Annotated in this window: 23 protein-coding genes; 8 read left to right on the top strand and 15 right to left on the bottom strand. The window is 66.3% G+C overall.

The features are described from left to right. Window positions 1-27 precede the first annotated feature (27 nt). The 3 genes from NP3_RS19865 to NP3_RS19855 all read left to right on the top strand — a co-directional run bounded on the left by NP3_RS19865 (window position 28) and on the right by NP3_RS19855 (window position 3,550). On the top strand, window positions 28-897 hold the full coding sequence (locus NP3_RS19865; RefSeq protein ID WP_063043082.1) for a universal stress protein: 870 nt from the start codon (window positions 28-30) through the stop codon (window positions 895-897). Between the two features lie 129 nt (window positions 898-1,026). After that, the gene (locus tag NP3_RS19860; protein WP_063043081.1) at window positions 1,027-2,403 is read left to right on the top strand and encodes a phosphatase PAP2 family protein; all 1,377 of its coding nucleotides are present in this window, start codon (window positions 1,027-1,029) and stop codon (window positions 2,401-2,403) included. Between the two features lie 4 nt (window positions 2,404-2,407). Further along, window positions 2,408-3,550 carry an AI-2E family transporter gene (locus tag NP3_RS19855; protein WP_063043080.1) on the top strand — a complete coding sequence of 381 codons (1,143 nt, stop codon included), beginning with the start codon at window positions 2,408-2,410 and terminating at the stop codon, window positions 3,548-3,550. 15 nt (window positions 3,551-3,565) lie between these two features. Here the strand turns inward: NP3_RS19855 and NP3_RS19850 are convergent, their stop codons facing one another. Beyond that, window positions 3,566-4,414, bottom strand: coding sequence for a 3-hydroxyacyl-CoA dehydrogenase (locus NP3_RS19850; RefSeq protein ID WP_063043079.1), 849 nt, complete (start codon window positions 4,412-4,414; stop codon window positions 3,566-3,568). A gap of 287 nt (window positions 4,415-4,701) precedes the next feature. Between NP3_RS19850 and NP3_RS19845 the strand changes: the two genes are divergently transcribed. Further along, window positions 4,702-4,944 carry a hypothetical protein gene (locus NP3_RS19845; RefSeq protein ID WP_063043078.1) on the top strand — a complete coding sequence of 81 codons (243 nt, stop codon included), beginning with the start codon at window positions 4,702-4,704 and terminating at the stop codon, window positions 4,942-4,944. Between the two features lie 113 nt (window positions 4,945-5,057). Further along, complete coding sequence (locus tag NP3_RS19840) at window positions 5,058-5,420, top strand: helix-turn-helix domain-containing protein (RefSeq protein WP_063043077.1); 363 nt, start codon at window positions 5,058-5,060, stop codon at window positions 5,418-5,420. Here the strand turns inward: NP3_RS19840 and NP3_RS19835 are convergent, their stop codons facing one another. From NP3_RS19835 to NP3_RS19820, 4 genes are all read right to left on the bottom strand, one after another. Then, the gene (locus tag NP3_RS19835) at window positions 5,421-6,014 is read right to left on the bottom strand and encodes a ClpP family protease (protein ID WP_063043076.1); all 594 of its coding nucleotides are present in this window, start codon (window positions 6,012-6,014) and stop codon (window positions 5,421-5,423) included. Further along, window positions 6,011-6,616 carry a ClpP family protease gene (locus NP3_RS19830; protein WP_063043075.1) on the bottom strand — a complete coding sequence of 202 codons (606 nt, stop codon included), beginning with the start codon at window positions 6,614-6,616 and terminating at the stop codon, window positions 6,011-6,013. Before NP3_RS19830 ends, NP3_RS19835 begins: the two co-directional genes overlap by 4 nt. A gap of 72 nt (window positions 6,617-6,688) precedes the next feature. Further along, window positions 6,689-6,964 (bottom strand): DUF2277 domain-containing protein, encoded by a 276-nt coding sequence (locus tag NP3_RS19825; RefSeq protein WP_063043074.1) that lies wholly within the window; start codon window positions 6,962-6,964, stop codon window positions 6,689-6,691. Window positions 6,965-6,973: 9 nt separating this feature from the next. After that, window positions 6,974-8,824, bottom strand: a complete 1,851-nt coding sequence (locus tag NP3_RS19820; RefSeq protein WP_063043073.1) for a hypothetical protein — start codon at window positions 8,822-8,824, stop codon at window positions 6,974-6,976. A 267-nt stretch (window positions 8,825-9,091) separates the two neighbouring features. Between NP3_RS19820 and NP3_RS19815 the strand changes: the two genes are divergently transcribed. Further along, complete coding sequence (locus NP3_RS19815; protein WP_084508710.1) at window positions 9,092-14,080, top strand: cation-translocating P-type ATPase; 4,989 nt, start codon at window positions 9,092-9,094, stop codon at window positions 14,078-14,080. Window positions 14,081-14,215: 135 nt separating this feature from the next. Here NP3_RS19815 and NP3_RS19810 read toward each other — a convergent pair whose 3' ends face one another. From NP3_RS19810 to NP3_RS19770, 9 genes are read right to left on the bottom strand one after another with little or no spacing between them, the layout of a single operon-like run. Beyond that, on the bottom strand, window positions 14,216-16,042 hold the full coding sequence (locus NP3_RS19810) for a complex I subunit 5 family protein (RefSeq protein WP_063043071.1): 1,827 nt from the start codon (window positions 16,040-16,042) through the stop codon (window positions 14,216-14,218). After that, window positions 16,042-16,389, bottom strand: coding sequence for a sodium:proton antiporter (locus NP3_RS19805; protein ID WP_063043070.1), 348 nt, complete (start codon window positions 16,387-16,389; stop codon window positions 16,042-16,044). The genes NP3_RS19810 and NP3_RS19805 overlap by 1 nt, the downstream gene beginning before the upstream one ends. Beyond that, a complete protein-coding gene (locus NP3_RS19800) occupies window positions 16,386-17,126 on the bottom strand; it encodes an MnhB domain-containing protein (RefSeq protein WP_245721029.1) in 741 nt (246 codons plus the stop codon). Before NP3_RS19800 ends, NP3_RS19805 begins: the two co-directional genes overlap by 4 nt. Further along, window positions 17,123-17,365: a Na(+)/H(+) antiporter subunit B gene (locus NP3_RS19795; protein ID WP_063043069.1), complete on the bottom strand. Its 243-nt coding sequence runs from the start codon at window positions 17,363-17,365 to the stop codon at window positions 17,123-17,125. Before NP3_RS19795 ends, NP3_RS19800 begins: the two co-directional genes overlap by 4 nt. Beyond that, window positions 17,362-17,658 (bottom strand): monovalent cation/H(+) antiporter subunit G, encoded by a 297-nt coding sequence (locus NP3_RS19790; RefSeq protein ID WP_063043068.1) that lies wholly within the window; start codon window positions 17,656-17,658, stop codon window positions 17,362-17,364. Before NP3_RS19790 ends, NP3_RS19795 begins: the two co-directional genes overlap by 4 nt. Further along, window positions 17,651-17,914, bottom strand: coding sequence for a monovalent cation/H+ antiporter complex subunit F (locus NP3_RS19785; RefSeq protein ID WP_063043067.1), 264 nt, complete (start codon window positions 17,912-17,914; stop codon window positions 17,651-17,653). Before NP3_RS19785 ends, NP3_RS19790 begins: the two co-directional genes overlap by 8 nt. 5 nt (window positions 17,915-17,919) lie before the next feature. Beyond that, window positions 17,920-18,387, bottom strand: a complete 468-nt coding sequence (locus tag NP3_RS19780) for a Na+/H+ antiporter subunit E (RefSeq protein ID WP_063043066.1) — start codon at window positions 18,385-18,387, stop codon at window positions 17,920-17,922. Further along, complete coding sequence (locus NP3_RS19775) at window positions 18,384-18,950, bottom strand: hemerythrin domain-containing protein (RefSeq protein WP_063043065.1); 567 nt, start codon at window positions 18,948-18,950, stop codon at window positions 18,384-18,386. Before NP3_RS19775 ends, NP3_RS19780 begins: the two co-directional genes overlap by 4 nt. Continuing rightward, the gene (locus tag NP3_RS19770) at window positions 18,947-20,743 is read right to left on the bottom strand and encodes a thiamine pyrophosphate-requiring protein (protein ID WP_063043064.1); all 1,797 of its coding nucleotides are present in this window, start codon (window positions 20,741-20,743) and stop codon (window positions 18,947-18,949) included. Before NP3_RS19770 ends, NP3_RS19775 begins: the two co-directional genes overlap by 4 nt. Window positions 20,744-20,870: 127 nt before the next feature. On the opposite strand from NP3_RS19770, the gene NP3_RS19765 reads away from it, so the two are divergent. Then, window positions 20,871-23,720: an FAD-binding and (Fe-S)-binding domain-containing protein gene (locus tag NP3_RS19765; protein ID WP_063043063.1), complete on the top strand. Its 2,850-nt coding sequence runs from the start codon at window positions 20,871-20,873 to the stop codon at window positions 23,718-23,720. A gap of 1 nt (window position 23,721) precedes the next feature. On the opposite strand, the gene NP3_RS19760 is transcribed toward NP3_RS19765, so the two are convergent. Beyond that, a complete protein-coding gene (locus tag NP3_RS19760; RefSeq protein WP_245721028.1) occupies window positions 23,722-24,978 on the bottom strand; it encodes a serine hydrolase domain-containing protein in 1,257 nt (418 codons plus the stop codon). 94 nt (window positions 24,979-25,072) lie between these two features. Between NP3_RS19760 and NP3_RS19755 the strand changes: the two genes are divergently transcribed. After that, on the top strand, window positions 25,073-25,402 hold the full coding sequence (locus NP3_RS19755; protein ID WP_040687352.1) for a hypothetical protein: 330 nt from the start codon (window positions 25,073-25,075) through the stop codon (window positions 25,400-25,402). Window positions 25,403-25,407 lie beyond the last annotated feature (5 nt).

Below are 25,407 nucleotides of genomic sequence, written 5' to 3'. Positions count from 1 at the left end.
GGTCACGCTGGAGGGCTACGAAATCCCATGTCCACCACCATAAATCCCCCCGTACTCGTCGGCTTCGACGGCTCCGGCGCCGCCGCCGAGGCGGTGCGCTGGGCCGCGGCCGACGCCGTCCACCACCGCGCGCCGCTGCACATCGTGTACGGCATCGGCGCCCCGATGGACTTCGGCCCCGGAATAGCCTTCGACCAAATCGATTACGACGCCTATCGAGCGGACGGCGCCGCCGCCGTCACCACTGCCAGCGCCTACGCGACCGCGGCCGCCGCACCGGTCGGCGACCTCGAAATCGCCACCTTCGTGGTCGACGCGCCGCCGATACCGGTCCTGCTGGACCGCTCCAAGGAAGCGCGCATGCTCGTCGTCGGCACCCGCGGTCTCGGCGCCTTCCGCCGTGGCCTGCTCGGCTCGGTGAGCACCGCCGTCGCAAGGCACGGGCACTGTCCGGTCGCCGTCATTCCCGAATCCGAGGACTACAAAGCCGATCGGCTGCGGGGACCGGTGCTCGTCGGTGTCGACGGCTCCCCCAGCGCCACCCGCGCCATCGAGGTCGCCTTCGACCAGGCCGCCCATCGCGCGGTCGCACTGCGCGCGGTACTCACCTGGTCCGAATTCAACCGCTATATCTCCCGAGACGATATGCGGAAAGAGGCCGAGGCGTTGCTGTCCGAAAGCCTGGCGGGCTATGCGGAGAAGTATCCGGACATGGAGGTCGAGCGCGTGGTCGTCGAGGATCGACCGGCCAGATGCCTACTCGCCGAGGCGGAATACGCGCAACTGATCGTCCTGGGCAGCCGCGGGCGCGGCGGCTTCGCGGGCATGACCCTCGGCTCGGTCAGCCAGGCCGTCCTACACGCCACCGACTGCCCCCTCATCATCGCCCGCCCCTGATATCCGGCCACCTCGGCTGGTGCTTCGGCAAGCTCCGGCACGCACCGGTCCGCAAGCGCGCGCAGCGAGTTCACAGGTTGCGTTAATCGGGGCGCACGGTGGTGTTCACATCCTGTTTACGATGTCGGGATGTTGATTCAGGACGCGCAGGAGAGATCGGTTGCACCCCCGGGGGAAGTGGGGACTGCGCGTCCGTGGCGAACTCGGTTGATCTGGGGCAGTATCGCGGGCGCGGTCGTGGTGTTGATCGCGGGGCAGTTGATGGCCGTGCATATCAATGCGCTCGGGCCGCTGACCAGTCTTTCTTGGGATTATGTCGGGCGGCCCAAGTCGGCGACCACGCCGTGGGCCGGGTTTTTGCTGGCGCTGATCGGCGTCTCCTGGAAGGTGCGGGTGCGCGCGCTGGCGGCCGCGGTCGGCATCGATGTGGTCTTCGTGATCATTCGGGCGATCGAGGGGCGGTTGTTCACGGTCGGGAACGGTCCGACCATTGTGCTCACCGCACTGGCGGTGATCGCGGCCGTGCGCTGGACCGGTGCGCGTCGCGAAACCGCGCTGCGCACAATCGCTCTCGGTGCGCTGCTGATTCTGGCGACGAAGGTCGGCGAGATCTGGCTGGACATCACCGCTTGGGCCTGCCCGACCGTGCTGGATCCCTATGCCGAACTGGCCGATCACGCGCTCGGCAATCCGTCGTGGCTCGTCGGACAGGTACTCGACGCGGCAGGACCGGTGCCGCTGGGTGTGGTGCGTTGGGTGTATTTCGAACTGCCGGTCGCGGCCATTGTGGTCGCGGCGTGGCAACTGCGCGGCGTCACCGCGGGTAGGTGGCCGCGGCACTACCTGGTGCGCACGTTCCTGACGCTCGGTGTGGTCGGTCCGCTGTTCTATGTGGTCTTCCCGGTGGTCGGGCCGGTGCTCGCGTTCGGCCCGCAGGGGCAGGGTTTCGAACTCGCCGATGTCTGGCCGAATATCGTTGCGGCACTGCCGTCCTCGGTCGATTCGATGCCTTTCGACAGCATCACACCGCGTAACTGCATGCCGTCACTGCATACCGCGTGGGCGCTGTCGCTGTTCATCCACTCCCGGCGCGGGCCGCTCTGGTTGCGCTGGGGTGGCGCGTTCTGGCTGGTCTGCACCCTCGTCGCGACGCTCGGCCTCGGGGCGCACTACGGCGTCGACCTCGTCGCTGGCGCGGCACTGTGCCTGACCGTCGAATCCGTCCTGCGCGATCCGGACCGGGGTTGGGACCGCGGCCGCGCCCAAGTGGTGGCCTTCGGTATCGCGACCTTCGCGGGGGTGCTGCTGTGCGTGCGCTTCCTCGCGCTGCCGATGGCGAACTACCCGTTCCCGTTCGGCGTCGCGATTCTGGGTGTCTTCGCCGCGCTGGCGTTCACCTTCTACCGGACCTGGTTCGCCGCGAACGACTCGGTAGCGGTCGACCCGCTGAGTCCTGCGCAGCGTGCCGATGATGGCACCGTCCGGCCGTCTACCGTGCCAGACTGACGGCGTGAGTGAGCAGGACGGCACCGAGAAGATCCGCCCACCGACCCGCGATCGCGGCGACGCGATCGGCGCCGGACTGATCTGGCTGGCCAAATGGTCGCTGTGCATCGTGGCGATCGCCGCGGGGGCGTGGGTGCTCGGCACCGTCGTAGCCGCGCTCTGGGTGGTACTGCTGCCGATCGCGCTGGCACTGATCGTCGCGACAATACTGTGGCCGCCGACCCGCTGGCTCACCGCGCACGGCTTTCGGCCCGGCGCCGCGGCAACGGTCACCCTGCTCGGATTCATCGGAGTTCTCGCGGGTGTCATCGCACTGATCGTCCCGTCGGTCGTGGACCAGGCCCCGGAGCTGGCCGACAAATCCACCGAGGGCGTCAACAAGGTGCGTGATTGGCTGCACGGTCCCCCGCTGCGCATACGCGACGAGCAGCTGCAAGCGGCGGTGGACGCGATCACACAGCGGCTGAAGTCCAGTTCGGAACAGATTGCCTCCGGCGTCTTTACCGGCGTGACCACCGCGACCTCCACGCTGGTAACGCTATTGCTGGTACTGGTGCTGGCGTTCTTCTTCGTCAAGGACGGTCCACGGCTGCTGCCGTGGCTGCATGCCGTTCTCGGCAGTCGCGGCGGCAGGCACCTCGAGGAGGTGCTCAATCGCATCTGGTCCACCCTCGGCGGATTCATCCGCGTCCAGGCGCTGGTGAGTCTGATCGACGCGGTGTTCATCGGCGCCGGACTGGTGATCTTGCACGTCCCACTGGCATTCGTGCTCGCGGTGATCACCTTCATGGGCGGTTTCGTGCCGATGGTCGGCGCATTCGTCGCCGGGGCGCTGGCGGTGCTCGTGGCACTGGTCGGCAATGGCGTCACCACCGCGCTGATCGTGCTCGGCATCATCATCGCGGTCCAGCAGTTGGAAGGCAATGTACTGCAACCGGTCCTGCAGGCCCGCAGCATGAAACTGCATGCCGTGGTCGTCCTGGTCTCGATCACCGCGGGCGGCTCCCTCTACGGCATCGTCGGCGCCTTCCTCGCGGTACCGGTAGCGGCCGTCCTCGCCGTGGTAGTCCGCTACCTCGGCGAACAGATCGATGTCGTCACCGCACCCCCCGACGAATCTCCCGAACCCGAGCCCGCGCCGGAATAGCTGTCGTGCCGTGAGCTATTCGGAGTACTTGTAGAAACCCTCTCCGGTGGCGATGCCGAGCTTGCCCTTATCGATGTAGTTCGTCTTGAGCCAGGCCGCGAGTTCCTGCCCCTCCGCACTGTTGACCAGGATGTTGTAGGGGGTGGTCAGGCCGATGACGTCGAGCATTTGGAATGGCCCGACCGGTGCGCCGGTGCCGATCCGCCAGGTCTTGTCGACCGCCTCCGGTTCGGCGAATCCGCCCGCGCCGAGGGCCATGGCCGCATTGAGCAGCGGCACGAGCAGCGAATTGAGGACGTAACCCGCCTTCTCCTTGTGCAATTCGATCGGCTCCATGCCGATCGCGGCGGCGAACTCAACCACCGCCCGAAAGACCTGCGGATCGGTCTCGGGCGTGCCCATCACCTCGGCGGTGTTGTACCGCCACACCAGATTCGCGAAGTGCAGCGCGAGGAATTTGCCGGGGCGGCCCGTGTAGTCCTTGATATCGCTGGGCAGCAGGGTGGACGAATTGGTCGCGAAGATCGTCTTCGGCGGCGCGAGTTCGCCCAGCTGCCGGTAGGTCTGCTCCTTGACGGTGAGCACCTCCGGCACCGCCTCGATCACGAGGTCGGCATCCTGCACGGCCGCGGCGAGATCGGTGGTCAGCACGATGCCCGCCTCGGTCTTCTCGGCCTTGCTGTCACCGCCGCGCACTTCGACGCGATAGGTCGCCGCGAGCTTGGCGAAACGGTCGCGAGCACCGGCGATGGCCTCGTCGCTGATGTCGTAGGCGGTGACATCGAATCCGTGGAACGCGGTCTGGAATGCGATCTGCGATCCCAATACCCCGGTTCCGAGAACGGTCACCTTGCGGATGGTCATCTGCTCAGATTAAACGCCGACGGGGCCACACTGGTCATCGAGCGGGTATCACCCCGACCATCGGCACCCAGATCCGAAGTGTGGCAACCGATCTCGCAATTCGTACGGCGACGAGGAGTTGTCCGGCGAGGTGGCGACCGCCGGATCCGACCTTCGCGAATGGGTCCCAGCTAACTCACAGCCACGGGCTAGGGTGCACAAATCTTGCGATTCCAAGATTGTCTTGTCGGTCCGGATCGGACGGGTCGGCGGTCTCGGATGGAGACCCGACAACAGGAGGAACGTGGATGAAGATCAAGTCGAAGCTGGCGAAGGGTGCGATCGCGGGCGGTGTGCTGGTCGGTCTGCTCGGCGTTGGTGCGGGTGTTGCGAGCGCCGATCCGGGGCAGGATCAGCGTCCAGGTATCGAGCAGCAACAGCAGGGCCACGATCAGCAGCGCGGGGATCAGCGCCAGGACCAGCAGCGGCATGATCAGCAGCCGCAGGGCCACGGCTTCTGGTTCTTCGGCCAGTGGATTCCGCTGCCCTGATCCCGACTCGACGCGAAAGGCCCTGTGTCCGTTGGACATGGGGCCTTCGTATGTTTGTCCGCCCACAGCGTAATGCCAGGCCGGATCGGCAGGCGCGGTCGTACGCTCTCCCTATGACCGAGCTGCACTCGATCCAAGGTGGACGCGACGACCGACCTCGGCACACCGAGGAACCGCTGTGGCGCGAGGTACTCGGCGAACGGCTGCGCACGCTGCGGCAGGGGCAACGCGAGACCCTCGTCGAAACCGCCGGTCGCGCGGGCATTTCGCCGCAGTACCTGTCCGAGGTCGAGCGGGGCCGCAAGGAACCGTCGAGCGAGATGATCGCGGCGCTGGCCGGTGCGCTCGGCACCACCCTGTTCGGTCTCACCGAGCAGGTGGCCGACGAATTGCGCACTCATCGTCAGCTCACCTTCGCCCGGCAGGCCGCGCCGCGGGCGGGTGCTGGACCCACCCTCATGGCACTCGCCGCCTGATCAATCGGCGCGGGCACCCAGCACGTTGTCGACCAGACCGTAGTCGACGGCCGCCTGTGCGGTGAAGACGCGGTCTCGGTCGGTGTCGTGACGCAGCCGCTCAGCTGGTTGCCCGGTGTGGCGCGACAGGATCGACTCGATTTCGGCGCGCATCCGCACCAGCTCGTCGGCCTGCAGGATCAGATCGGGAATCGCCCCCTGACCGCGGGCGGCGGGCTGATGCAGGACGACCCGGGCGTGCGGCAGCAAGGAGCGGCGACCGGGTTCGCCACCGGCCAGCAGTACCGCGCCGACCGCGATGGCCTGGCCGACGCAGGTGGTCGCCACCGGAGCCTTGATGAATTGCATGGTGTCGTACACCGCGAGCATCGCCGACAGATCGCCGCCCTCGCAGTTGATGTACAGATTGATCTCCTGCTCCGGACTCTCCGACTCCAGGTGCAACAGCTGGGCGATGAGCGCGTTGGCGACGCCCGAATCGATCGGGGTGCCGAGGTAGACGATCCGCTCGGCGAGCAGATGCGAGTAGATATCGGTGATCCGCTCACCGCCACGCGGATGCTGGGCGATCACATTGGGAATGGTGTAGGTCATGCCGAAATTCCGATCCGCTGGCGCTGGGGCACGATTTCCCCGAACGAGCCGACAATGTGGTCGATGAAGCCGTACTCCTTGGCCTGCGTCGCGCTGAACCAGCGGTCGTGCAGCGAATCCTCGTAGATGCGGTCGTACGGCTGGCCGGTATCCCCCGCGATAATGCCGAGCACCGTCTCCACGGTGTAGCGCAGGTCATCGGCCTGCACCTCGACGTCGACGGCACTGCCGCCGATTCCGGCCGAGCCCTGATGCATCAGCACCCTGGCGTGCGGCAGGGCGAACCGCCGACCCGGCGTACCAGCGGACAAAAGGAATTGTCCTGCGCTGCAAGCCAATCCGAGCGCCAGGGTGGAGACCTCGCAGGGCACCAGCCGCATCACATCGCGAATGGCGAGCATCGCCGGAACCGAACCACCCGGGGAATGGATCCACAATGAGATCCCCGCATCGGCGTCCTCGGCGGCCAAGGTGAGCAGCTGCGTCATCAGCAGCGTCCCGTTATCGTCGTCGAGCGGTCCGTCCAGCACCAGAATCCGCCTGCTGAGCAGCTGCTCCCTGGCGCGCCAACTGAACAACGGTGTCTTGTCATCGTGAGCCATGACTCCACCGTGCCGCGCGCCTACCGCAAAAATCTCGCCACGCTGCCCACAGCAGATCTGCTCAGAGCAGCGTCAATCGTGCGAATGCGCGTGGATGCGCGCCTGCACCTCGGGCCGCCGCAGCGGCGGCACGTTCTTGGGCGGAACCTTCCGCTCGGGCAATTGTTCGAGCAGCCGCATGGTCGCGGCCGCGATATCGGCGACGGCGGCGTCGACCGCAGGGCGCGTAGCCGCGGAAATGCTGGACAGCCCGCCGACCTTGCGGACGTACTGCAATGCCGCGGCATGCACTTCTTCCGGGGTGGCGGCGGGCTCCAGCCCACGCAGGGCAGTGATATTTCGGCACATGACTCGAGGCTAGCTCGGGTTGGCCTGGGTTTTAAGGGGCGCGGATTCCGCGCGCAGGTCGCTTCGATAGGCGAGGTTGATTCGAGCCGCACCCCAGGACAGCGACCAGATGAGAACCAGGGAGCAGATGAGTACCACCACCGACGCCGCATCGATCAGCCAGGAGGGTCGGTCGAATGAGCGTTCACGTTGGAGCACAGTGATTTCGGGGACGAAGGGGCGCGTGAACTGGTCCAGTGCCGGAACTTCGGCGGCGTCGATGCCGGGGTCACCAGGCATGTAGACGAGTAGCGCGGTGAGCATCCGGCCGTCATGCAGTCGCAGGATAGTCTTCCAATTGCCATATGCCGGAACAGGTTTCGTGCTCACATAGTGGCCCTCGCCGACCCGGCGCAGCTGATCGATCACCAGTCCGCGACCGGGGTTCGAGGAACCGGTGCCGCCTTGCCAGGCCAGGATCTGCACCCACTCGGGATCAGCGCCAACCAAATCCTTCGGTGCCAGTGTGATATCGGCGTCGACCATCCGGCCGCCGCCCACCGGTGCTACCGCATCACGCAACTGGACTGTCGCGGAGGCATTTTCGGGAACATCGACGCGTAAGCCATTCGCGGTGGCGGCGGCGGTGATCAGCACCGCCGCGATCACGATGCCGCGGCGTATCGCCACACGCGGGAGCTCTTCGCCCCGCAGTACCATGCCGAGCAGCACGCCGACCGCACCGCCCGCGACACCCACCGGCACCGCCATGACCAACAGCTCCACCCACATACCGGTCGGCCAGGAATCCACGAACATCCCTGCCACCCACAGTGATTCGAGCCAGAGCCCGAGAGTGGCCGCGACCAGTCCGGTCAGCGCACCCCACCATACGGGCCTGGACATGGGCAGCAGCGCCATCAGTTCCACGATCAGCGCGATACCGAGATACAGCGGAAATACATTGTGTGGCGCGGCGAGCAGCGGACCGACCAGGACCGCCAAGACGGTGCGCACGAAGATCGCGAACACTACCGCGGCCAACGCACCACCGCGGCCGAGCGTGTAGCGCGCCGAAATCAGCGCGATCGTACTCGCGGCCGCGATCAGCATCGGCTGGAAGACGAGGCGAAACTGTTCGACCCCGAAATCGAATTCGACCTGATACACCGACAGGCCGATCAGCAGACCACCGAAGGCGAAGGTGCGGACCAGCCACAGCAGCGGACCGTCGGTGCGATCCGGATCGGGGCGGTCCAGGCGGCCTTCGAATTCCAGCAGCAGCACCGCGACCAGCGAAAGACCGGCGCCGCCGATCAGCATCAGATGCGTCGGACCCCACAGGGTGACGTCCTGGCCGAACAGTCGGTGCCAGATGTCGTCGAGTGGGAAGCCGATAAGGGCGTACAGCCCGGCACCCGCCATCAGCACGCCCCCGACCGGGGCGTACCAGTCGCGCGTGATCCGAATCGCGGCCGGACCGGGTTTTTCGTCCAGCGGCAGGATGATGGCCAGCATTCCGGCCATGAACAGGAAGAACAGGCCGATCATGATGAAGTAGTGCGCCGGGTTCGCCAGCGGGCCCTCGTCGCGGCCCTTCCCGATATGCAGGCTCACATCCCAGATGAAGCCGAACAGCGCGGTGAGAATGGTGGCGATGAACAGGGCGAGCGGCAGCGCGACCCAGCCCGGCCGGTTGATCACCCCGCCGAGTCGATCGGCGGCGGTTCGCAGCCACGTGATGTGGCGGGCGCGGTGCAGATAACCGACCACGATCAGCACGGCCGCGATGGCGATCGCGGTGCCGGTCAGCACCGCGACCTGGTCGAGTGCCGCGCCGCCGCCCTCGGACCCACGCGCAAGCACCGCTGCTACCTGCATCACCTGACACTTTCCGGTGTTGGCGATCGTCGCGTGGCTGGCCGTGCTCGGTCCGCGCCATTGTGGGCCTCGTCCTCGTCGACGGTGCCGGGCAGTCCCGCATGTCGTTTGGACCTTCACTTTCGGAAGGTCGGCATGCATGTCGAATACCCGTTGGCGAGATAGCCAATCCGCTGCCGGTGAGCGCTGTGGCGGAAGGCCTGAAATCCCAGCCGACACCACTTTCGGTGCCCGTTTGCACCCGATGATGCCGGGTAGTTGCCGAGTATGGGTAGGCGTGATGGCTTGGCACCGTGGTGGATCGAGGCACCGACGGCGGCGATTACCGGGGTAGTGCGCACCGGGGTATCGACGGCCGTCGGTTTGGGCGTACAACTCGTCGAAGCGCCGTTTCAGGCGGCGCAAGCCGTGGCCGATGCCGCCGCTTCAGTAGTGGATACCGCCGCCGCCGGAGTCGACGAATTGGCTCCGACGCCGGAGAGCCCGCTGGGCGATGACCTGCTCGATCTGGTCGATCCGCATGAGCGGCGAGCCAACCGTCGGGTGGCCCTGCGCGAGGACAAGGCGACGATCGAGGTGCGCGGACTGAGCTCCGAGCGCGGCGCTGCCCTGGCGCGGACATTGGACGAGCGGCTCGGCAAGTTGCGTGGTGTGCGGTGGTCACATGTCAATGCGGTGACCGGTCGGGTGGTTGCCACGTTGCGCGAAGGCGCGACCGGATTGCCGGAACTGCTCGAGGTCATCGAGGGGATCGAGGCCGACAACAATGTCGCCGAAGTGGACTGGAGTCGCACCGTCGAATACCCGGAGGACCGGGAACCGTTGCTGGCGGCGGGAATTCAGGTGGCGAGCGAGGTATTCGCCATTGCGGTCTGCACGATCGGCGCGCGGCTACCGTTCGGTGGCCCGGCGCGCGCGGTGCGGGCGGCGGCCACTTTCTTCGACACCCAACCACGACTGCGCACAATGCTCGAATCCCGATTCGGGCGCTCCCGCACCGATATGGCCCTCACCGTCGTCACCGCGATCGGAACCGCATTCGGCGAGAACGCCGCCGACGGCATCACGAATCTGCTGGCCGATACGGCCCAGCGCACCTTCCTGCTCGGCGAAGCCGTCGCCCAGCGTCTGGAGTGGCGCAACTGGGAGTCCGACCTGGTGTGCCGCGAACACCCCGACGTAACCGAACCCCTACCGCCCTACACGCGCCCCACCGACCTGCCACCCGGCCCGATCGAGCGCGTCGGCGACGAAACAGCAGCCGGATCGCTGATCGGCACCGCCGCATTCGTCGGCCTCGGCCGCATAGGCGACGCCGCCGACGCCCTCGGCCTCGGCGCACCGAAAGCCGCCCGGGCCTCCCGCGAGGCCTACGCCGCGAGCGTCAACATGGTCCTCGCGCGGGCGGGTGTACTGACATTGCACCGCGGCGCGTGGCGACGCTTGGACCGTCTGACCACGCTGGTGATCGACGGCGAAGCACTGCTCACCGCGCGACGGCTGGTGCTCGACGTCGAGTCGGCCGATGACGAATGGTCGACGGGGAAGATCTGGAGCGCAGCCCAGCGATTGCTGTGGTCATCGGAGGGTGACAGGGAGACCGCGACCCGTAACGGGGAGGTCGCGACAGTCGGTGACAGGAAGACTGTCACCGGCAGCAACGGCGCGACAGTAACCGAAGGCGACAAGCAAGCCGTCACCAACGGCACCGGCCCGGCCGCGACCGACGGCCACAAGAAGGCTGCCACCTACGGCGCACAGACGGCCGCGACCAAGGCCGACCAGGAGGCCGCGACGAAGGGCGACAAGCAGGCCACCACCACGGACGACAAGCACACCGCGGCCGAGGACAACGAGCAGACCGCCACGGAGAGCAAGAAACAAGCCACCACCGAGGCTGACGGGGAGGCCGCGACGAAGGATGACAAGAAGGCCGCGCCGCAGGGTGGCAAGCCAGCCGCCACCGAGGACAACGAGGCGGCCGTACCCGACGGGGATGAAGAGATCACATCGGATTACGAGTCACTGCAACTGGTGCATCCGAACTCTGGAGCTCGGGACCGGGGTGCCACTATCCGGCCGGTCTGGCGCGAACTGCGCGATGGGGACCGCACCATCGGGCGGGTGTTGCTCGGGCGGGAGCTCGATTCGAGTGCGCACGATGTATTGACTGCGGCGCGGCGGGCTGGGTTGCGGGTGGTGCTTGCGGCGCATGAGGATGCGCACGAATTGCGTTCGCTTGCTGATGAATTCGTCTCGGCGACGTCATCGATGAGCAAGCTGGTCGAGCGACTGCAGCAGGACGGGCGGGTTGTCGCGGTGCTGAGCCCGCGCGCCCACAAGGCGTTGGCCCGAGCCGATGTGGCGCTCGGGTTGTTCACTGCCGAGCACTGCGAACCGCCGTGGTCCGCGGATGCCATCTGCCGGGATCTAGGGCAGGTGCAGCGCGTGCTCGCGACGGTCGCGCCCGCGCGGGAGGTCAGCGATCGTGGCCGCACCCTGGCCTTGTCGGCGTGCGCGCTCGGTGGGTTGCTGCTCGCTGTCACCCCGACCAGGAACGCCCGGACGACACCGATGGTCGCCGCACAGCTGACCGCCCTTATGACCGGGGCGCGCAAGGGCATTCGAGCGGCTGCGTCCGCACCGCCCACCACGGTCGCACCGCTATTGCCCTGGCACGCACTCGAATCCAACGAAGTACTCGCACGCCTACCACAACCCCCCGCGCTCGACGAGCGCGCGATTCCGGCTCGAGCCGAACGGAGCTTGCTCACAAGAACTTTCGCACCGATGACGACCTACGCGCGCCATCTGCGCCACGAACTGGATGATCCGCTGACACCGATCCTCAGCGTCGGTGCCGTCGCCACCGCCATACTCGGCGAGCCGTCCGATGCCATACTTCTCGCCTCCGTGCTGACCGTGAACGCGGTGATATCGGCCGGTCAGCGCCAGCGCGCCGAGAGCGAATTACAAGACCTGCTCGAAGGCGAGCAACTCACCGGTCGCCTGATCGATCGCGACGCGATCGACGAGTCCGACCCGACCGAAGAATCCGTGCCCGCGGACGCTCTCGCCATCGGCGACATACTGGTCGTCCGCGCGGGCGATGTGGTGCCCGCCGATGCCCGATTACTGCGCGTGGACGAACTCGAAATGGATGAGTCCGGACTGACCGGCGAATCGGTTACGGTCGAAAAGAATCTCGCCGCAACACCTGGTGTGGCACTTGGCGAACGCACCTGCATGATCTTCGCGGGCAGCACCGTCGTGAACGGAACGGGGCTGGCCGTCGTGGTCGCAGTAGGCCCCGACACCCAGGCCGGTCGCGCGGCCGCGGGCGCGGTGCCGCCGGACAAGGGCGGCGTGCAAGCCCAACTGCGGCAGCTCACCAATCACGCCCTGCCGCTCACCCTTTCGGGCGGGGCCCTGGTCACCGCGCTGGGCGGCCTGCGCGGCCGGATGCTGCGCGATGCGATCTCCGACGGCGTCGCCGTCGCGGTGGCGGCGGTGCCGGAGGGATTGCCCCTGGTCGCCACCGTGGCACAGCTGGCGGCCGCGCGTCGACTGTCGCGCTACGGCGTGCTGGTACGCGCCAGCCGCACCGTCGAGGCACTCGGCCGCGTCGACACCCTCTGCTTCGACAAGACCGGCACCCTCACCGAAGGACGACTGCGGCTCACCATGCTGGCCGACCTGGACAACCAGTGGTCACCAGACGACGACTCCGACGATGCGCGGCGACTGCTGCGCGCCGCCGCCCGCGCCTGCCCGGATCCGGACGACGGACCGGTGCTGCACGCCACCGACCGCGCCGTCCTGGATGCCGCCGAAAGCCTCGGCGACGATGCGCACCAGTGGGATCAGATCGAGGAGATCCCATTCGAATCCAATCGCGGCTACGCCGCGGTGCTCGGCCAAACGACGCGCAAGCTGCGCCTGATCGTGAAGGGCGCGCCCGAAGTCGTACTCCCGCGCTGTACGAAAGCACTTACCGCAGAGGAAGACGTGCACAAGCGTGCGCACGCGGTCATCGACGATCTAGCCGAACAAGGCCTGCGCGTACTCGTGGTCGCCCGCCGCGACCTCTCCGACGAGCCCGATGACGTCGAACGCGCCGTGGACAAACTCACGCTGCTCGGCTTCATCGGCATCGCCGACACCCCGCGCCCACAGACGCTACCGCTGGTAACGGCCTTGCAGGACAACGATATCGGCGTGCGCATGATCACCGGCGATCATCCGGTCACGGCGGCGGCGGTGGCCCGCCAACTCGGCATCACCGTGGACACCGTCACCACCGGTGCCGATCTGGATCGGCTCGACGATACCGAGCAGGCCGAGCTCATCGAACGCAGCACCGTCTTCGCCAGGGTCGATCCGGAGCAGAAGGTACGCATCGTGACCGCCCTGCGTCGCAATGGACATGTGGTCGGCATGACCGGCGACGGCAGCAATGACGCCGCCGCCATCCGCAGCGCGGACATCGGAATCGGTTTGGCCGCAAGGGGATCCGCGGCCGCCCGCAATGCGGCCGATCTGGTGCTCACCGATCCGGATCCGCTCGCCCTGCTGCACGCGCTGGTGGAGGGACGCGGCATGTGGCAGCGCATTACCGACGCGGTGGGCGTGCTGGTCGGCGGCAATGCCGGGGAGATCGCATTCACCATCTACGGCACCATGATCGGCGGACAGGCGCCTCTGGGCACCAGGCAATTCCTGCTGGTGAACATGCTCACCGATATGTTCCCCGCACTGGCCCTGGCCCTTTCACCGGATCGCGACAGCCCGGACCCGCGCGATGCGGAGCACGGTGCCCAGCAGCGCGCACGGCAATTGGCGGAAATTCCGCCCGCCCATCTGGGTCCCGACCTCACCCGCACGATCGCGGTACGCGGCATAGCCACGGCGGCGGGCGCCTGCACGGCGTGGACGCTCGGCCGCTACACCGGAACCCGACGCCGCGCGGCCACCATCGGACTGGTCGCGCTCATCGGCACCCAACTGGGGCAGACACTCGTCTCCGGCCACCGCAGCCCCTTGGTCTGGGTAACCACCGCGGCCAGCGGCGTGGTCCTCGGCGCGGTCGTCATGGTCCCGGGGCTGTCCGCTTATTTCGGTTGCACGCCACTGGGTCCCGTCGGCTGGACCATCGCCACAACCTCCGCCGCCGCGGCCACCGCAGGCTCGACCGTACTCCCACGCATACTGCCCGGCGCTCACGAAGACCGACCTCGCCGGTACGACCCAGCCTGAGGCTGGATAGCGCGGTCCTCGATCGGGCTCGACCGTACTCCCGCGCCTACTGCCCAACACCGGCGAAACGCTGACCGCGCCGATGCCACCTCGCCTGAGGTTCCCGCTTCGTGCCGAGCCGGGCTACCGCGCCCACTACAACCACCCACTGGCAACCAGTCCGGCAACGGCTGCCGTGCCGAAGACCAGCCAAGCGGCGTAATCGCCCACGTGCCCACTGTGCAGTCGGTGTAAAGCGGTCACCGCCAACTCGATCGGACGTATCGGCGGCTTTCCCCGTGCGCGCAACGTGCCGTAATACAGCGCGCCGAGGGCCGTAATCACGGCCAGAACGGTCGACAGCAGACCGAGCACCAGCCCTGCGCCCGTCCACCCGATATGCGGGGCCGTACCTGAGTGCCCGGTTGTATTGCCGATCAGCGCCGCCGCCCGGTAAGCCTCGGAATCGACGAATGTCGCGGCAGCGGGACCGATGGCGCTGGTGAATCCGGTTGGCAGACCGAGCAATAGCGCAACGAGCAATAGCGCCAGCACCGCCCCGATCATGGTGATCGGTGTCCGGTTGCGCGGCGCGGCGACGTCGGGCACCTCGTATTCCCCGGTGGTCTCCTCGGGATCGAGCTTGTGCTCGGGCACCGCGCCCACACCGAAACACACCCGCAGACCCGCACGCAACGCCGCACCGCCGGTCAACGCCGACACGACGATCACCAGCGCCACCAGGAAAATCGACGCGTCGGATTCCTCGAGCAATGCCTTGCCGAGACCCGCACCGAATGGCGGCAACCCGGCCAATACCAACGCCGAAAGCACAAACAGCACACCAATGGTCCGCTGACCACGCGCGCGCCCATGCAAGCTGAACTCGTCCACACTGCGATACCGCGACAACAGCACACCGGTCAGCAAAAACAGCGCACCTTTCACCGCAGCATGACCACCGAGATACACCGCCGAGGCGGCCACGCCGAGCGGTGACAGCGCGGCGATTCCGAGAATGAACAGCCCGATATGCGCGATCGTCGAATACGCGAGCAGCCGTTTGATATGCCGTTGCAGCACACACATCACCGCACCGAGCACAGCGGTGAAGATGCCCGATACCAGCAGCATTCGACGCACCCCTGGAGCCGGAAGCACGCCATCGAACACCGTCCAATACACCCGTGCCAGCCCGTAGACGCCCAACGGTGCCATCACACCCGAGAACAGCACACAGACCGGCGACGGTGCGACGGCATGCGCATCGGCCAGCCAGAAATGAAACGGCACTGCCGCCGCCTTGACCAGCCACCCGGTAGCGATCAGCACGAATGCGGCAAGCACAAGGGCGTCACCCGCCCGGTGCTCGACCGCAATTCCCAACTGCGCCAGCCCGAGTTGTCCGGTTCGCGCGTACAGCAGTCCGATTCCGAACAGGCAGAGATATGCGCCGAGCGAGTTGATCACCCCGAAATTCAGTCCGGCCTGCACGGATTCGGGTTCCTCTATTTTCAGTCCGGTCAGCGCATAAGCCGCCACGCCCATCAGCTCGAAGAAGACGAACATGTCGAAAAGGTCACCGGTCAGTGCGAATCCGGTCATACCGGTGGCGAAGAGTAGAACCAGCGCCGGATAGTGCGCGTGCAGATTGTCGAAGTAGCGCCAGCCGAACAGAAGAGCGGTCGTGGTGAGCAGCACGATCAGCAAAGCCATTGCCGCACCGATCCGATCGGCGACCAGGACGATCCCCACGGTCAGGCCCGGTCGCGGCGCCCAACCACCGGACCAGGACACCACTGTGCCCGCGCCGGTCTCATGCAGTAGCCATCCGGCCAGGACCGTCTCGGCAAGCGCGGTTCCGGTGCCGATCACATCGATCAGCAACCTGGGCAATATGCGCCCGAAGGCGAGCAGCACGCAGGAACCGGCGACCGGCAACGCGATCAGGAGTGCCGGGAGTGCCTGATCGAAGGGGACCATCAGCCACGCAGCGCGTGTAGTTCGTCGGGTTCGACCGTGCCGTGCCGCTTGGCGATCTGCACGACCAGCGCCAGCAGCAAGGCGGTCACCGTCGCCGAGACGACGACGTCGGTCAGTGCCATGGCCTGCACCACCGGATCGACCACGGGCGAGCCGGGCGGGTTCGCGGATCCGAAAATCGGTGCGGACGCACCTTTTTGGTAGCCGACGGCCAATAGCAGGACATAGGTTCCCGATTGTCCGATGGATACGCACACCACGGTGTGCACCAGATGCGTACTGCGTACCACGCCGTAAATGCCGATCAGCATGAGCCAACCGGCGATCACATAGGGAAATACGGTCATCCCGACGCCCGCCTCTCCGTAGTCAGATACTCGTCGAGGAACTGCGCGAGCAGTACGACGACACCACTGCCGACCGCGAGACCGACCGCCACGCTGAACAGCGGCAGCGTACCGGCCGACAGCAGGCGGCCGAATTGTCCGAGCGGCAGGATATTCGCCAGATATCCTGCGCCACTGAAGATTCCGGCCAGACCGAGCACCACCACCGTGCCCATGCCCATGGCCTCGCCGAACTCGTACCAGGCCAGCGGCCGCACCCGCCGCAGCGCGCGATAATTGCCCGCCACGTACAGCAGATGCAGGCCGGTGGCCAGCACCACACCACCCTGGAAGCCGCCGCCGGGCGTGAGATGTCCGTGCACGACCACATCCGCGCCGATCATCAGGGTCACCGGTAACAGGGCATAGCCCAGAAATCGGGTCGCCTGCACGATGCGGCCGACATCCTCCGACTGCCGTCGCGGCCGATGCCCTTCCGGACGCAATAGCGTCGCAGCACCGAGCACCGCGGCCACCAGAATGGCCTCCTCACCGAACGTATCGAGCCCACGCTGATCGAAATTGACCGAGGAAACGGCATTCGGGCTGTGCTGCTCCAGCGACGCTCGGACGGCCGCGTCCCGATACGGATGGTCGGTACCGCCGAACCCGGGCATCCGCAACAGCGCGAGTCCGAGCAATACGACAAGTCCGACCCCGCCGACGAGGAAGATCACCAGTCGAGCACTGTGCTTCACGACTTTCGCCTCCGCTCCACGGCGCGCACAGCGAGCAACACCATCAGCGGCACCACCGCGGTACCCACCGCGACCTGTGACAGCGCCACATCCGGTGCCCCGAGCACCAGGAATGCGGGTGCCAGCAGCGCACCGAATACCGCGAGGGATACCGCCTGCCGCTGCGGCTGAGTGGTGAATACGACGACAGTGCCCGACACCGCGACAAATCCGAGGGTGATCACGATCAGGGCGCTCATCGCCGAGCCTCGATCCTGCCGTCGGTGCGGGCATTGAGCCTGCCGATGGCGGCACTCAGTACCGGGGCGGTGAGCGCCAGCAGTAAGAGGGTCACCGCGACGATGGCCGTGGTCAGTCCAGGTCCCTCCGCGATAAGCACCGCGAGCACGATGAAGGGTCCGGCGACCGAGCTGACAATCGACGAATAGTGCAGTCGGGCATAGACCGAACGCGGCCGCAGCGCCGCCACTGAGGCGGCCACCGCAACCAGGGTGCCGATCGCGAGCAGTGTGTCGACGAAGAAGCTAGTCATCGCGCACCCCCAGCAGGCGCGTGAAAACCAGCGTGCCCGCGAAGGACAGCAGGACGAGCACCAGCGGCACTATCAAATAGTCCGGCCTGCCGAGTCCCAGACTCAGCAATATCAAGACGACGATCAACAGCGAACTGACCAGTTGCAGCCCGACGAGCCGATGCGCCGCGGTGCCGCGAGCGGACAGCAGCAACGCCGGTCCGATCCCACCGACCAGCAGCACACCCGATGCGAGCAGCCAAGGCGCGGTGGACATGTCGATCAGCCCCCGAACATCCGTCGCAGCCGGGTCCCGGGCATCGCCAGTACATGCAGTAGCAGGTCGTCGTCATCGGCATCGATGACCAGCGAACCGGGCGTCGCCGAGAGCACGCCGGTGATCAATGCCGCCCGCCCCGCGCGCCGCTGCGCATCGGCCTCCGCGTCGAGTTCGTCCTCCTCGAACCGCCCGACCGGTCTCCCGCGCGCGGCGATGGACAGGGCGGCCCAGCTGTCGCGCGCGATCGCGCCGGGCAAAGCAGCGAACAACTGCGGAACCCCGTCCGGCAGTCGCCAATTGCCCTGCACCGCAATACGTCCCACCCGACCAGCCCATGCGGCGGGCAATGCGAGCACGGCTGCCGCGACCAACTCCTGGAGACTGAACGTCGTCAGTGTCGCCAGCCACAGCAACACCAGCACCACCCACCAGCCGAGGACTTCCGCCGCCGCGCCGATTCGCCCGCTCATCCGTCGTCTTCTCGACGCCAGTCCCGCACCGCGTCACGCGCCCGGTCGAATACCGCCAGCGGCGGACCGGCCAGCAGATTCGCCAGCGCGGATTCCCCGGTTCTCGGATGCGGCCGGGTCGGCGCGACCGCCTCGGCGGCGCGCACCGAACCCGCCATCCGCTCCAACTGATGCACCGAAAACTGCTGGCGCAAAAGGGCGAATTCCTCGTTCTCCTCGCGGCTGGCATGGTCGATCACCGCATCGGCGAATTCGGCCAGCTTGCCATCGAAGTCCGGGTGGTCGACACCGAGGTCGTAGAGGTCGGCGAGCGCACGCTTGGCGTGGTTCTCCTCGTCCCTGCGGTCTCCGACCATCTTGTCCGCCCCGAAACGGGCACGGGCGGCGACGGGATGCACGGCCTCCTCTTCGGCGCTCTCGTGCACCGCGAGCAACCGGACCAGTTCCTTGAACAGCTCCGACTTATTGCCCTGCCCGGATTTCAGTTGGGCGAAAAGCTCTTTGATCTGCTTGTGCTGTGCCGTCAGCAGATCGACGACGTCCTCGGTCGATGGCAAGGTCATGACGAACTCCGATGCGGTACGAATTCCTGCGCCTTGGTCTTGACGCCCTGCCACATCAGATGCCAGCCATCCGGATCGCCGCGCATAACCGCCTCCGCCGTGTCTTTCATCTGCTCATAGGTCGCATGCGGCGGAATCGGCGGTACTTCGGGATCGCAGCGCACATCGATCAGCACCGGACGATCCGCGCTCAGCGCCAGGCTCCATGCGTCGGCGAGCTGGTCCGGATCGTCGATCGCGACCGAAGGCAGACCCATACAGCGCGCGAGATCGGCGTAGGAGGTCTCCGGAAGTATCTGCGACTCTTCGAATTTCGGTGCGCCGCCCATGGAACGCAGCTCCCAGGTGACCTGGTTCAGATCATTATTGTGAAAGACGCACACGATCAGCCGGGGATCACTCCACTGCCGGTAATAGCGTGCGATGGTGAGCAGTTCGGCCATTCCGTTCATCTGCATCGCACCGTCACCGACCAATGCGATCGCCGGTCGTTCCGGATGCGCGAACTTGGCGCCGATGGCATAGGGCACGCCGGGTCCCATGGTCGCCAGGGTGCCCGAGAGCGAGCCGCGCGTACCGATGCGGAATCGCAGGCAGCGGGCATACCAGTTGGTGGACGAGCCGGAGTCCGCCGTGACGATCGCATTATCGGGAAGCTGTTTCGACAGCTCCCAAACCACGCGCATCGGGTTGACCGGCTTGGCCTGCAACATCGCCTGCCGCTCGACCGTCTCCCACCAGCGGACCACATTCTGCTCGATCTTCTCCCGCCAGGATCGATCCTCCTTGCGGCGCAATAGCGGAATAAGTTCGGCTAGTGTGGCTTTCGCGTCACCGACGAGATTCACCTCGGTCGGATAGCGCATGCCGATCATGGTGCCGTCGATATCGATCTGCACGGCACGCGCCTGACCGAACTCCGGCATGAACTGGGTATAAGGGAAATTCGACCCGATGATGACCAAAGTGTCGCAGTCGCGCATCATTTCATAACTCGGCCTGCTGCCGAGCAACCCGATCGGCCCGGTGACGAACGGCAGATCATCCGGCAGCACATCCTTGCCGAGCAGCGCCTTCGCCACACCCGCACCGGTGAGTTCGGCGAGTTCGACCACCTCGCGGGCGGCCGAGCGTGCGCCCTGACCGACGAGCACCGCGACCTTGGATCCGGCATCGATGATCTCGGCGGCTTGTTCGATCTCCGTGTACGGCGCGATCACCGTCGCGGTCACCGCATGCGGTGGGCTGGACGGCACCTGCTTGAACTCGTGTTCGGGTGGCTCGTAGGGCTCTTCCTGCAAATCGGCGGGAATGATCACCGCGGTGGGCGCATGCCGGGTCATCGCCGTTCGGAACGCCCGGTCCAGCGCGTTGGGCAATTGGCTCGAGACATTGACCTCGACCAGATAATCGCTGGCAACATCCTTGAACAGACTCTGCAGGTCGACTTCCTGCTGATAGCTGCCGCCCATGGCGCTGCGCGCGGTCTGACCGACGATCGCCACGACCGGGACATGGTCGAGTTTGGCGTCGTAGAGGCCGTTCAGCAGATGGATCGCACCCGGTCCCGAGGTGGCCGTGCAGACGCCGACCTTCCCACTGAACTTGGCGAATCCGGTGGCTTGGAAGGCCGCCATTTCCTCGTGCCTGGCCTGCACGAACTGTGGTTTGTTATTCGCGCGACCGAAAGCGGCGACCAGACCGTTGATGCCGTCGCCGGGGTATCCGAAGACTTGGTCCACGCCCCACTCCCGTAGTCGTTGCAGGACGTAGTCACCAACCTGTTGCTTCATGAGGATCTCCTGTTGGTATCCGGGTTGGTCAGACCGGTCATACCCAGCGAATGGGCAGGCAATCAACGGGTGTGCCGCGCACCGGAGTGGGTAGCCGCACTGTGCCGAGACAGGAGGGGTTGGACGAATGATTGATCTCCCGCTGGCGCGACTCGCGGCCGAACTCACCGGAAAGGTGGCCGGTGAGGTGCGTTTCGATCCCGGATCCCGGGCCACATACTCCACCGATGCCTCGAACTACCGGGCGGTGCCGCTGGGCGTGGTACTGCCGCGCACACCCGAGGACGCGGTCGCCGCCATCGCGGTGTGTCGTGAGCACGATATGCCGGTGCTCTCGCGCGGCGGCGGCACCAGTCTGGCCGGTCAATGCTGCAATGCGGCCGTGGTGCTGGATTGGAGCAAGTACTGCGATCGGTTGATCTCGGTCGATACGGCGGCCCGCACCGCGATCGTGGAACCGGGCATCGCGCTGGACCCGCTGAATGCGCAGTTGGCGCGGTACGACCTGATGGTCGGCCCGAAACCCGCGACACATGTCAGCTGCACCATCGGCGGGATGATCGGTAACAACTCCTGCGGTTCCACCGCACAGGCGTACGGGAAGATGGTCGATTCGGTGCGGCGGCTGGAAATCCTGACCTACGACGGGTTGCGGGGTTGGGTCGGCGCGGATTCCCAGGATGGTTTCGCGGAATTGCGGGACGGCCTGCGGCAGATCCGCGATGAGTACGCGACGGACATCCGTCAGCACTATCCCGATATTCCGCGCCGGGTGTCGGGCTACAACCTCGATTCCCTGCTGCCCGAGCACGGCTTCGATCTCGCGAAACTGCTCGTCGGCAGCGAGTCCACGCTGGTGACGGTGTTGCGTGCCGAAATCGAACTCGTGCGACGCCCGAAAGCGGTGGCGCTGACTGTACTCGGCTATCCCGATATCTACGACGCCGCCGATGCGGTGCCGATCGTGTTGCGGCACAACCCGATAGCGCTGGAAGGCGTGGACCATCGGCTGGTCGACCTGGAGCATCTCGAACATCTGGCCGGGGGCGCCATCGCGCAGCTGCCGGACGGAAACGGTTGGCTGATGGCGCAATTCGAGGGTGCCGACCAGGACGAAGCCGACCGCAGGGCGCAGACGATGGTCGAGGAACTGACCATGAAAACCGGCGCCACCTCGACCACGATCGACGACCCCGCGCGCGAGGCGGAGATCTGGATGGCCAGGGAAGCGGGCCTCGGTGCCACCGCCTATCCACCGGACAGTCCGGAAACCCATGAGGGTTGGGAGGATGCCGCGGTGCCGCCCGACCGGCTCGGTGACTATCTTCGCGACTTCGAAAGTCTGCTGGACGATTTCGATTACCAGTCGTCCTCGCTGTACGGCCACTTCGGCCACGGCTGCGTCCACACCCGCATTCCGTTCGACCTGCGTAGCGCGGAAGGCATTTCGAAGTACCGCGGCTTCGCCGAGCAGTGCGCACAGTTGGTTACCCGGTACGGCGGATCGCTGTCCGGTGAACACGGCGACGGTCAGTCGCGCGGCGAACTGCTGCCGATCATGTTCGGCGAGCGGATCGTCGAGGCATTCGGCGCGGTCAAACATCTCTTCGATCCGCGCGATCGGATGAATCCCGGCAAGGTCGTGCACCCGCGACCGCTGGATCAGGACCTGCGCCAAGGTGCGAACTATCGACCGTGGGAGCCGTCGACCCACTTCGCCTTCCCGGAGGACGACCATCGGTTCAGCCGCGCCGCCGCACGCTGTGTCGGCGTCGGCAAGTGCCGCGGCCACGAGGGCGGTGTGATGTGCCCGAGCTACCGGGCGACCAGGGAGGAGGAACACTCCACCCGTGGCCGCGCCCGACTTCTGTTCGAAATGCTCCAGGGCGAGGTGATCACCGACGGCTGGCGCTCCACCGAGGTGCGCGATGCCCTCGATCTGTGCCTGGCCTGCAAAGGCTGCCGCAGCGACTGCCCGGTCGATGTCGATATGGCCACTTACAAGGCCGAATTCCTCTCCCATCACTACGAACACCGCGTCCGGCCGATGGCGCACTATTCGATGGGCTGGATCCCGCTGTGGGCCCGCCTCGCCACCGCCGTATCCGCACCGGCCAATGCACTCGCACAGAGCCGGGGCACGGGTGGGCTGCTCAAACGGCTCGGCGGTGTGGACCCGCGCCGCGAACTACCGCGCTTCGCCCGCGAGCGCTTCACCGAGAAGTTCGCCCGCCGCACAGCCGACGAGCGTGGTCACCGCGGCCGAGTGCTGCTGTGGCCCGACACCTTCAGCAATAACTTCGCCCCCGAAATAGCCGAAGCCGCGGTGACCGTACTGGAGGCCGTCGGATTCGAGATCGAAATACCAAGGCGCACAGTCTGTTGCGGATTGACTTGGATTTCCACCGGCCAACTCCCCACCGCGAAACGAGTATTGCGCCGCACTTTGCGTCAGCTCGAACCCCAATTGCGCTCGAGCACTCCGATCGTCGTGCTCGAACCGAGCTGCGCCGCCGTCTTCCGCTCCGATCTCACCGAACTGCTCCCCGGCGACGAAGACGCCCACCGCCTGGCGAATCAGGTCCGCACTCTCGGCGAAATCCTCACCGAACAGGCCGACGACTGGGAACCCCCGCGCATCGACGCGCACGCCATGGTCCAACCACACTGCCATCAGCACGCGGTCCTGCACTACGAGGCCGACCAAAGACTCTTGACCGCAACCGGACTCGACGTCGAAGTGCTGGATACCGGATGCTGCGGCCTGGCAGGCAACTTCGGCTTCGAACGCGGCCACTACGACGTCTCGATCGCCTGCGCCGAAGACAAACTCATGCCGACCATCCGCAAGCGCGAGCCCGGAACCCTGGTCCTGGCAGACGGTTTCAGCTGCCGAACCCAAATCGAGCACCTGGATCCGCAAGCCCGGCCTCGGCACGCGGCGCAAATCCTCGCCGAGGCGATCCGCGACAACTGAATCAGTCGGTGTCGAACAGCCGATCGGCGGGCGCGAGTTGACCGATGGTGTTCGAGATCTGGGCTACCAGTGCCCAGGGGCGCTGGGTGTCGGTGGTGGCCTTGCCGCTGGTGAGGATCGCGCCGGAGAGTCCGCGGGTGGGATCGGCCCAGCCGTATTGGGTCGTCAGGCCGCTGCGGCCGAAGTGCGACTGGGTGTTGTGCCCGAACTTCGAGCGACGAGCGCCGAGCTCGAAGCCCGCGCTGCTGACTCGTCCGGCTAGGCCGGGCATGCGCCGCGCAGGGCGGATCGCTTCGCGGAGCGTGCCGGGCTCGATGATCCGGACGCCATCGAGTTCACCACCGCGAGTGAGGATTTCGTAGAAACGGGACAGCTCGTAGGCCGTGGTGACGATATTGCCCGACGGCAGTTCGGCGGTCAGGAAATCCCGATTCGCGGATCTGGCGGTCGCACCGTCCATCCGGCCGCCGAGGGCCTTGCGCGCCAGCAGCATCGACATGCGTGACGGTGGCGGGCCGGTCTTCACACTGGGCACGACCTTGTCGACATCCTCGGGGCGGACCCCGAAGTTGTTCCAGCGGAAGCCCAACGGTTCGAGCACCTGTTCGGCGAGATGTTCGCGCATCCCCTTCCCGGTGGCCCGCTGCACCAGCAGCCGTTGGATCAAACCGCTGGTCAGTGCGTGATAGACCCGGAACCGACCCCGCGGCCAACTCGGCACCAGATCGGCCAAACCCTGTACGGCCAACTCCTCGTCGAGTACCAGCTCGACGCCCTTGTACGGCGGCGTAATGAACGGCACTCCGGCCGAATGCGACAGCACATCGCCGATGGTGATCGCATCCTTGCCGTGCGCCGCGAACTCCGGAATGTATTTGCACACCGGATCATTCAGCGCGAACGCACCCTGTTCGATCAGCATGAACATCAGCGTCGCGGCCACACCCTTGGCCGTGGAGAACCCGCAGAACAGCGTCTCCGGCGTCGCGAGCACCCGCTCCGCATCCGGACCGTCTTTCGGCGCATTACCCCAGCCGTGCCCGATCGCCCGGTTCAGCACGATTTTCCCGTTGCGCCGCAGACAGGTCTGAATCGCGGGCGTCGTCCCCATCCGGTACCACGCCTGCACCGACGCCCACAACGCCGCGACGTCGTCGTTCGTCAACCCGGCATCGGCCGGATCGTCCTCGTGCCCGACCGTCGTCACCGCGTCCAGATCATCGGCGACGGTCACCAACGTGCCAGGAACCACCTTCACCTGGCCAGCATATCGACGCTGATCTTTCCCCGATCGAGCCCACGCCCTGGTTTCACGAAACGAGCCGGGGTACTCGGCGGACAGGAGGTGTGACATGCCAAAGGAATGGAGCAATAAACAGGAACGGCAGTACGAGCACATCAGGGACTCGGCAGAAGACCGGGGCGCGAGCCAGAAGCGGGCGAAGGAAATCGCCGCGCGGACGGTCAATAAGAATCGCGCCCAAGCCGGGCAGTCGAAGACCGCGAGCCGCTCCTCGATAAAGGACAAGTCGCCGCAGCAGCGCGGTGGGCAGCGCTCGGGCCGTAGTGGTCCGAAGGGCCCGACCCGCGACCAGCTGTACAACGAGGCCCGGCAACGCAATATCAAGGGCCGCTCGAAGATGAACAAGCGCCAACTCGCGCGGGCGCTCGGCAAGGACTGAGCCGG

Source organism: Nocardia pseudovaccinii NBRC 100343 (assembly GCF_001613225.1).
Classification (GTDB): Bacteria; Actinomycetota; Actinomycetes; order Mycobacteriales; family Mycobacteriaceae; genus Nocardia; species Nocardia pseudovaccinii.
The sequence above is the reverse complement of the archived record's forward strand: the minus strand, read 5'-3'. Positions and strand labels throughout refer to the sequence as shown.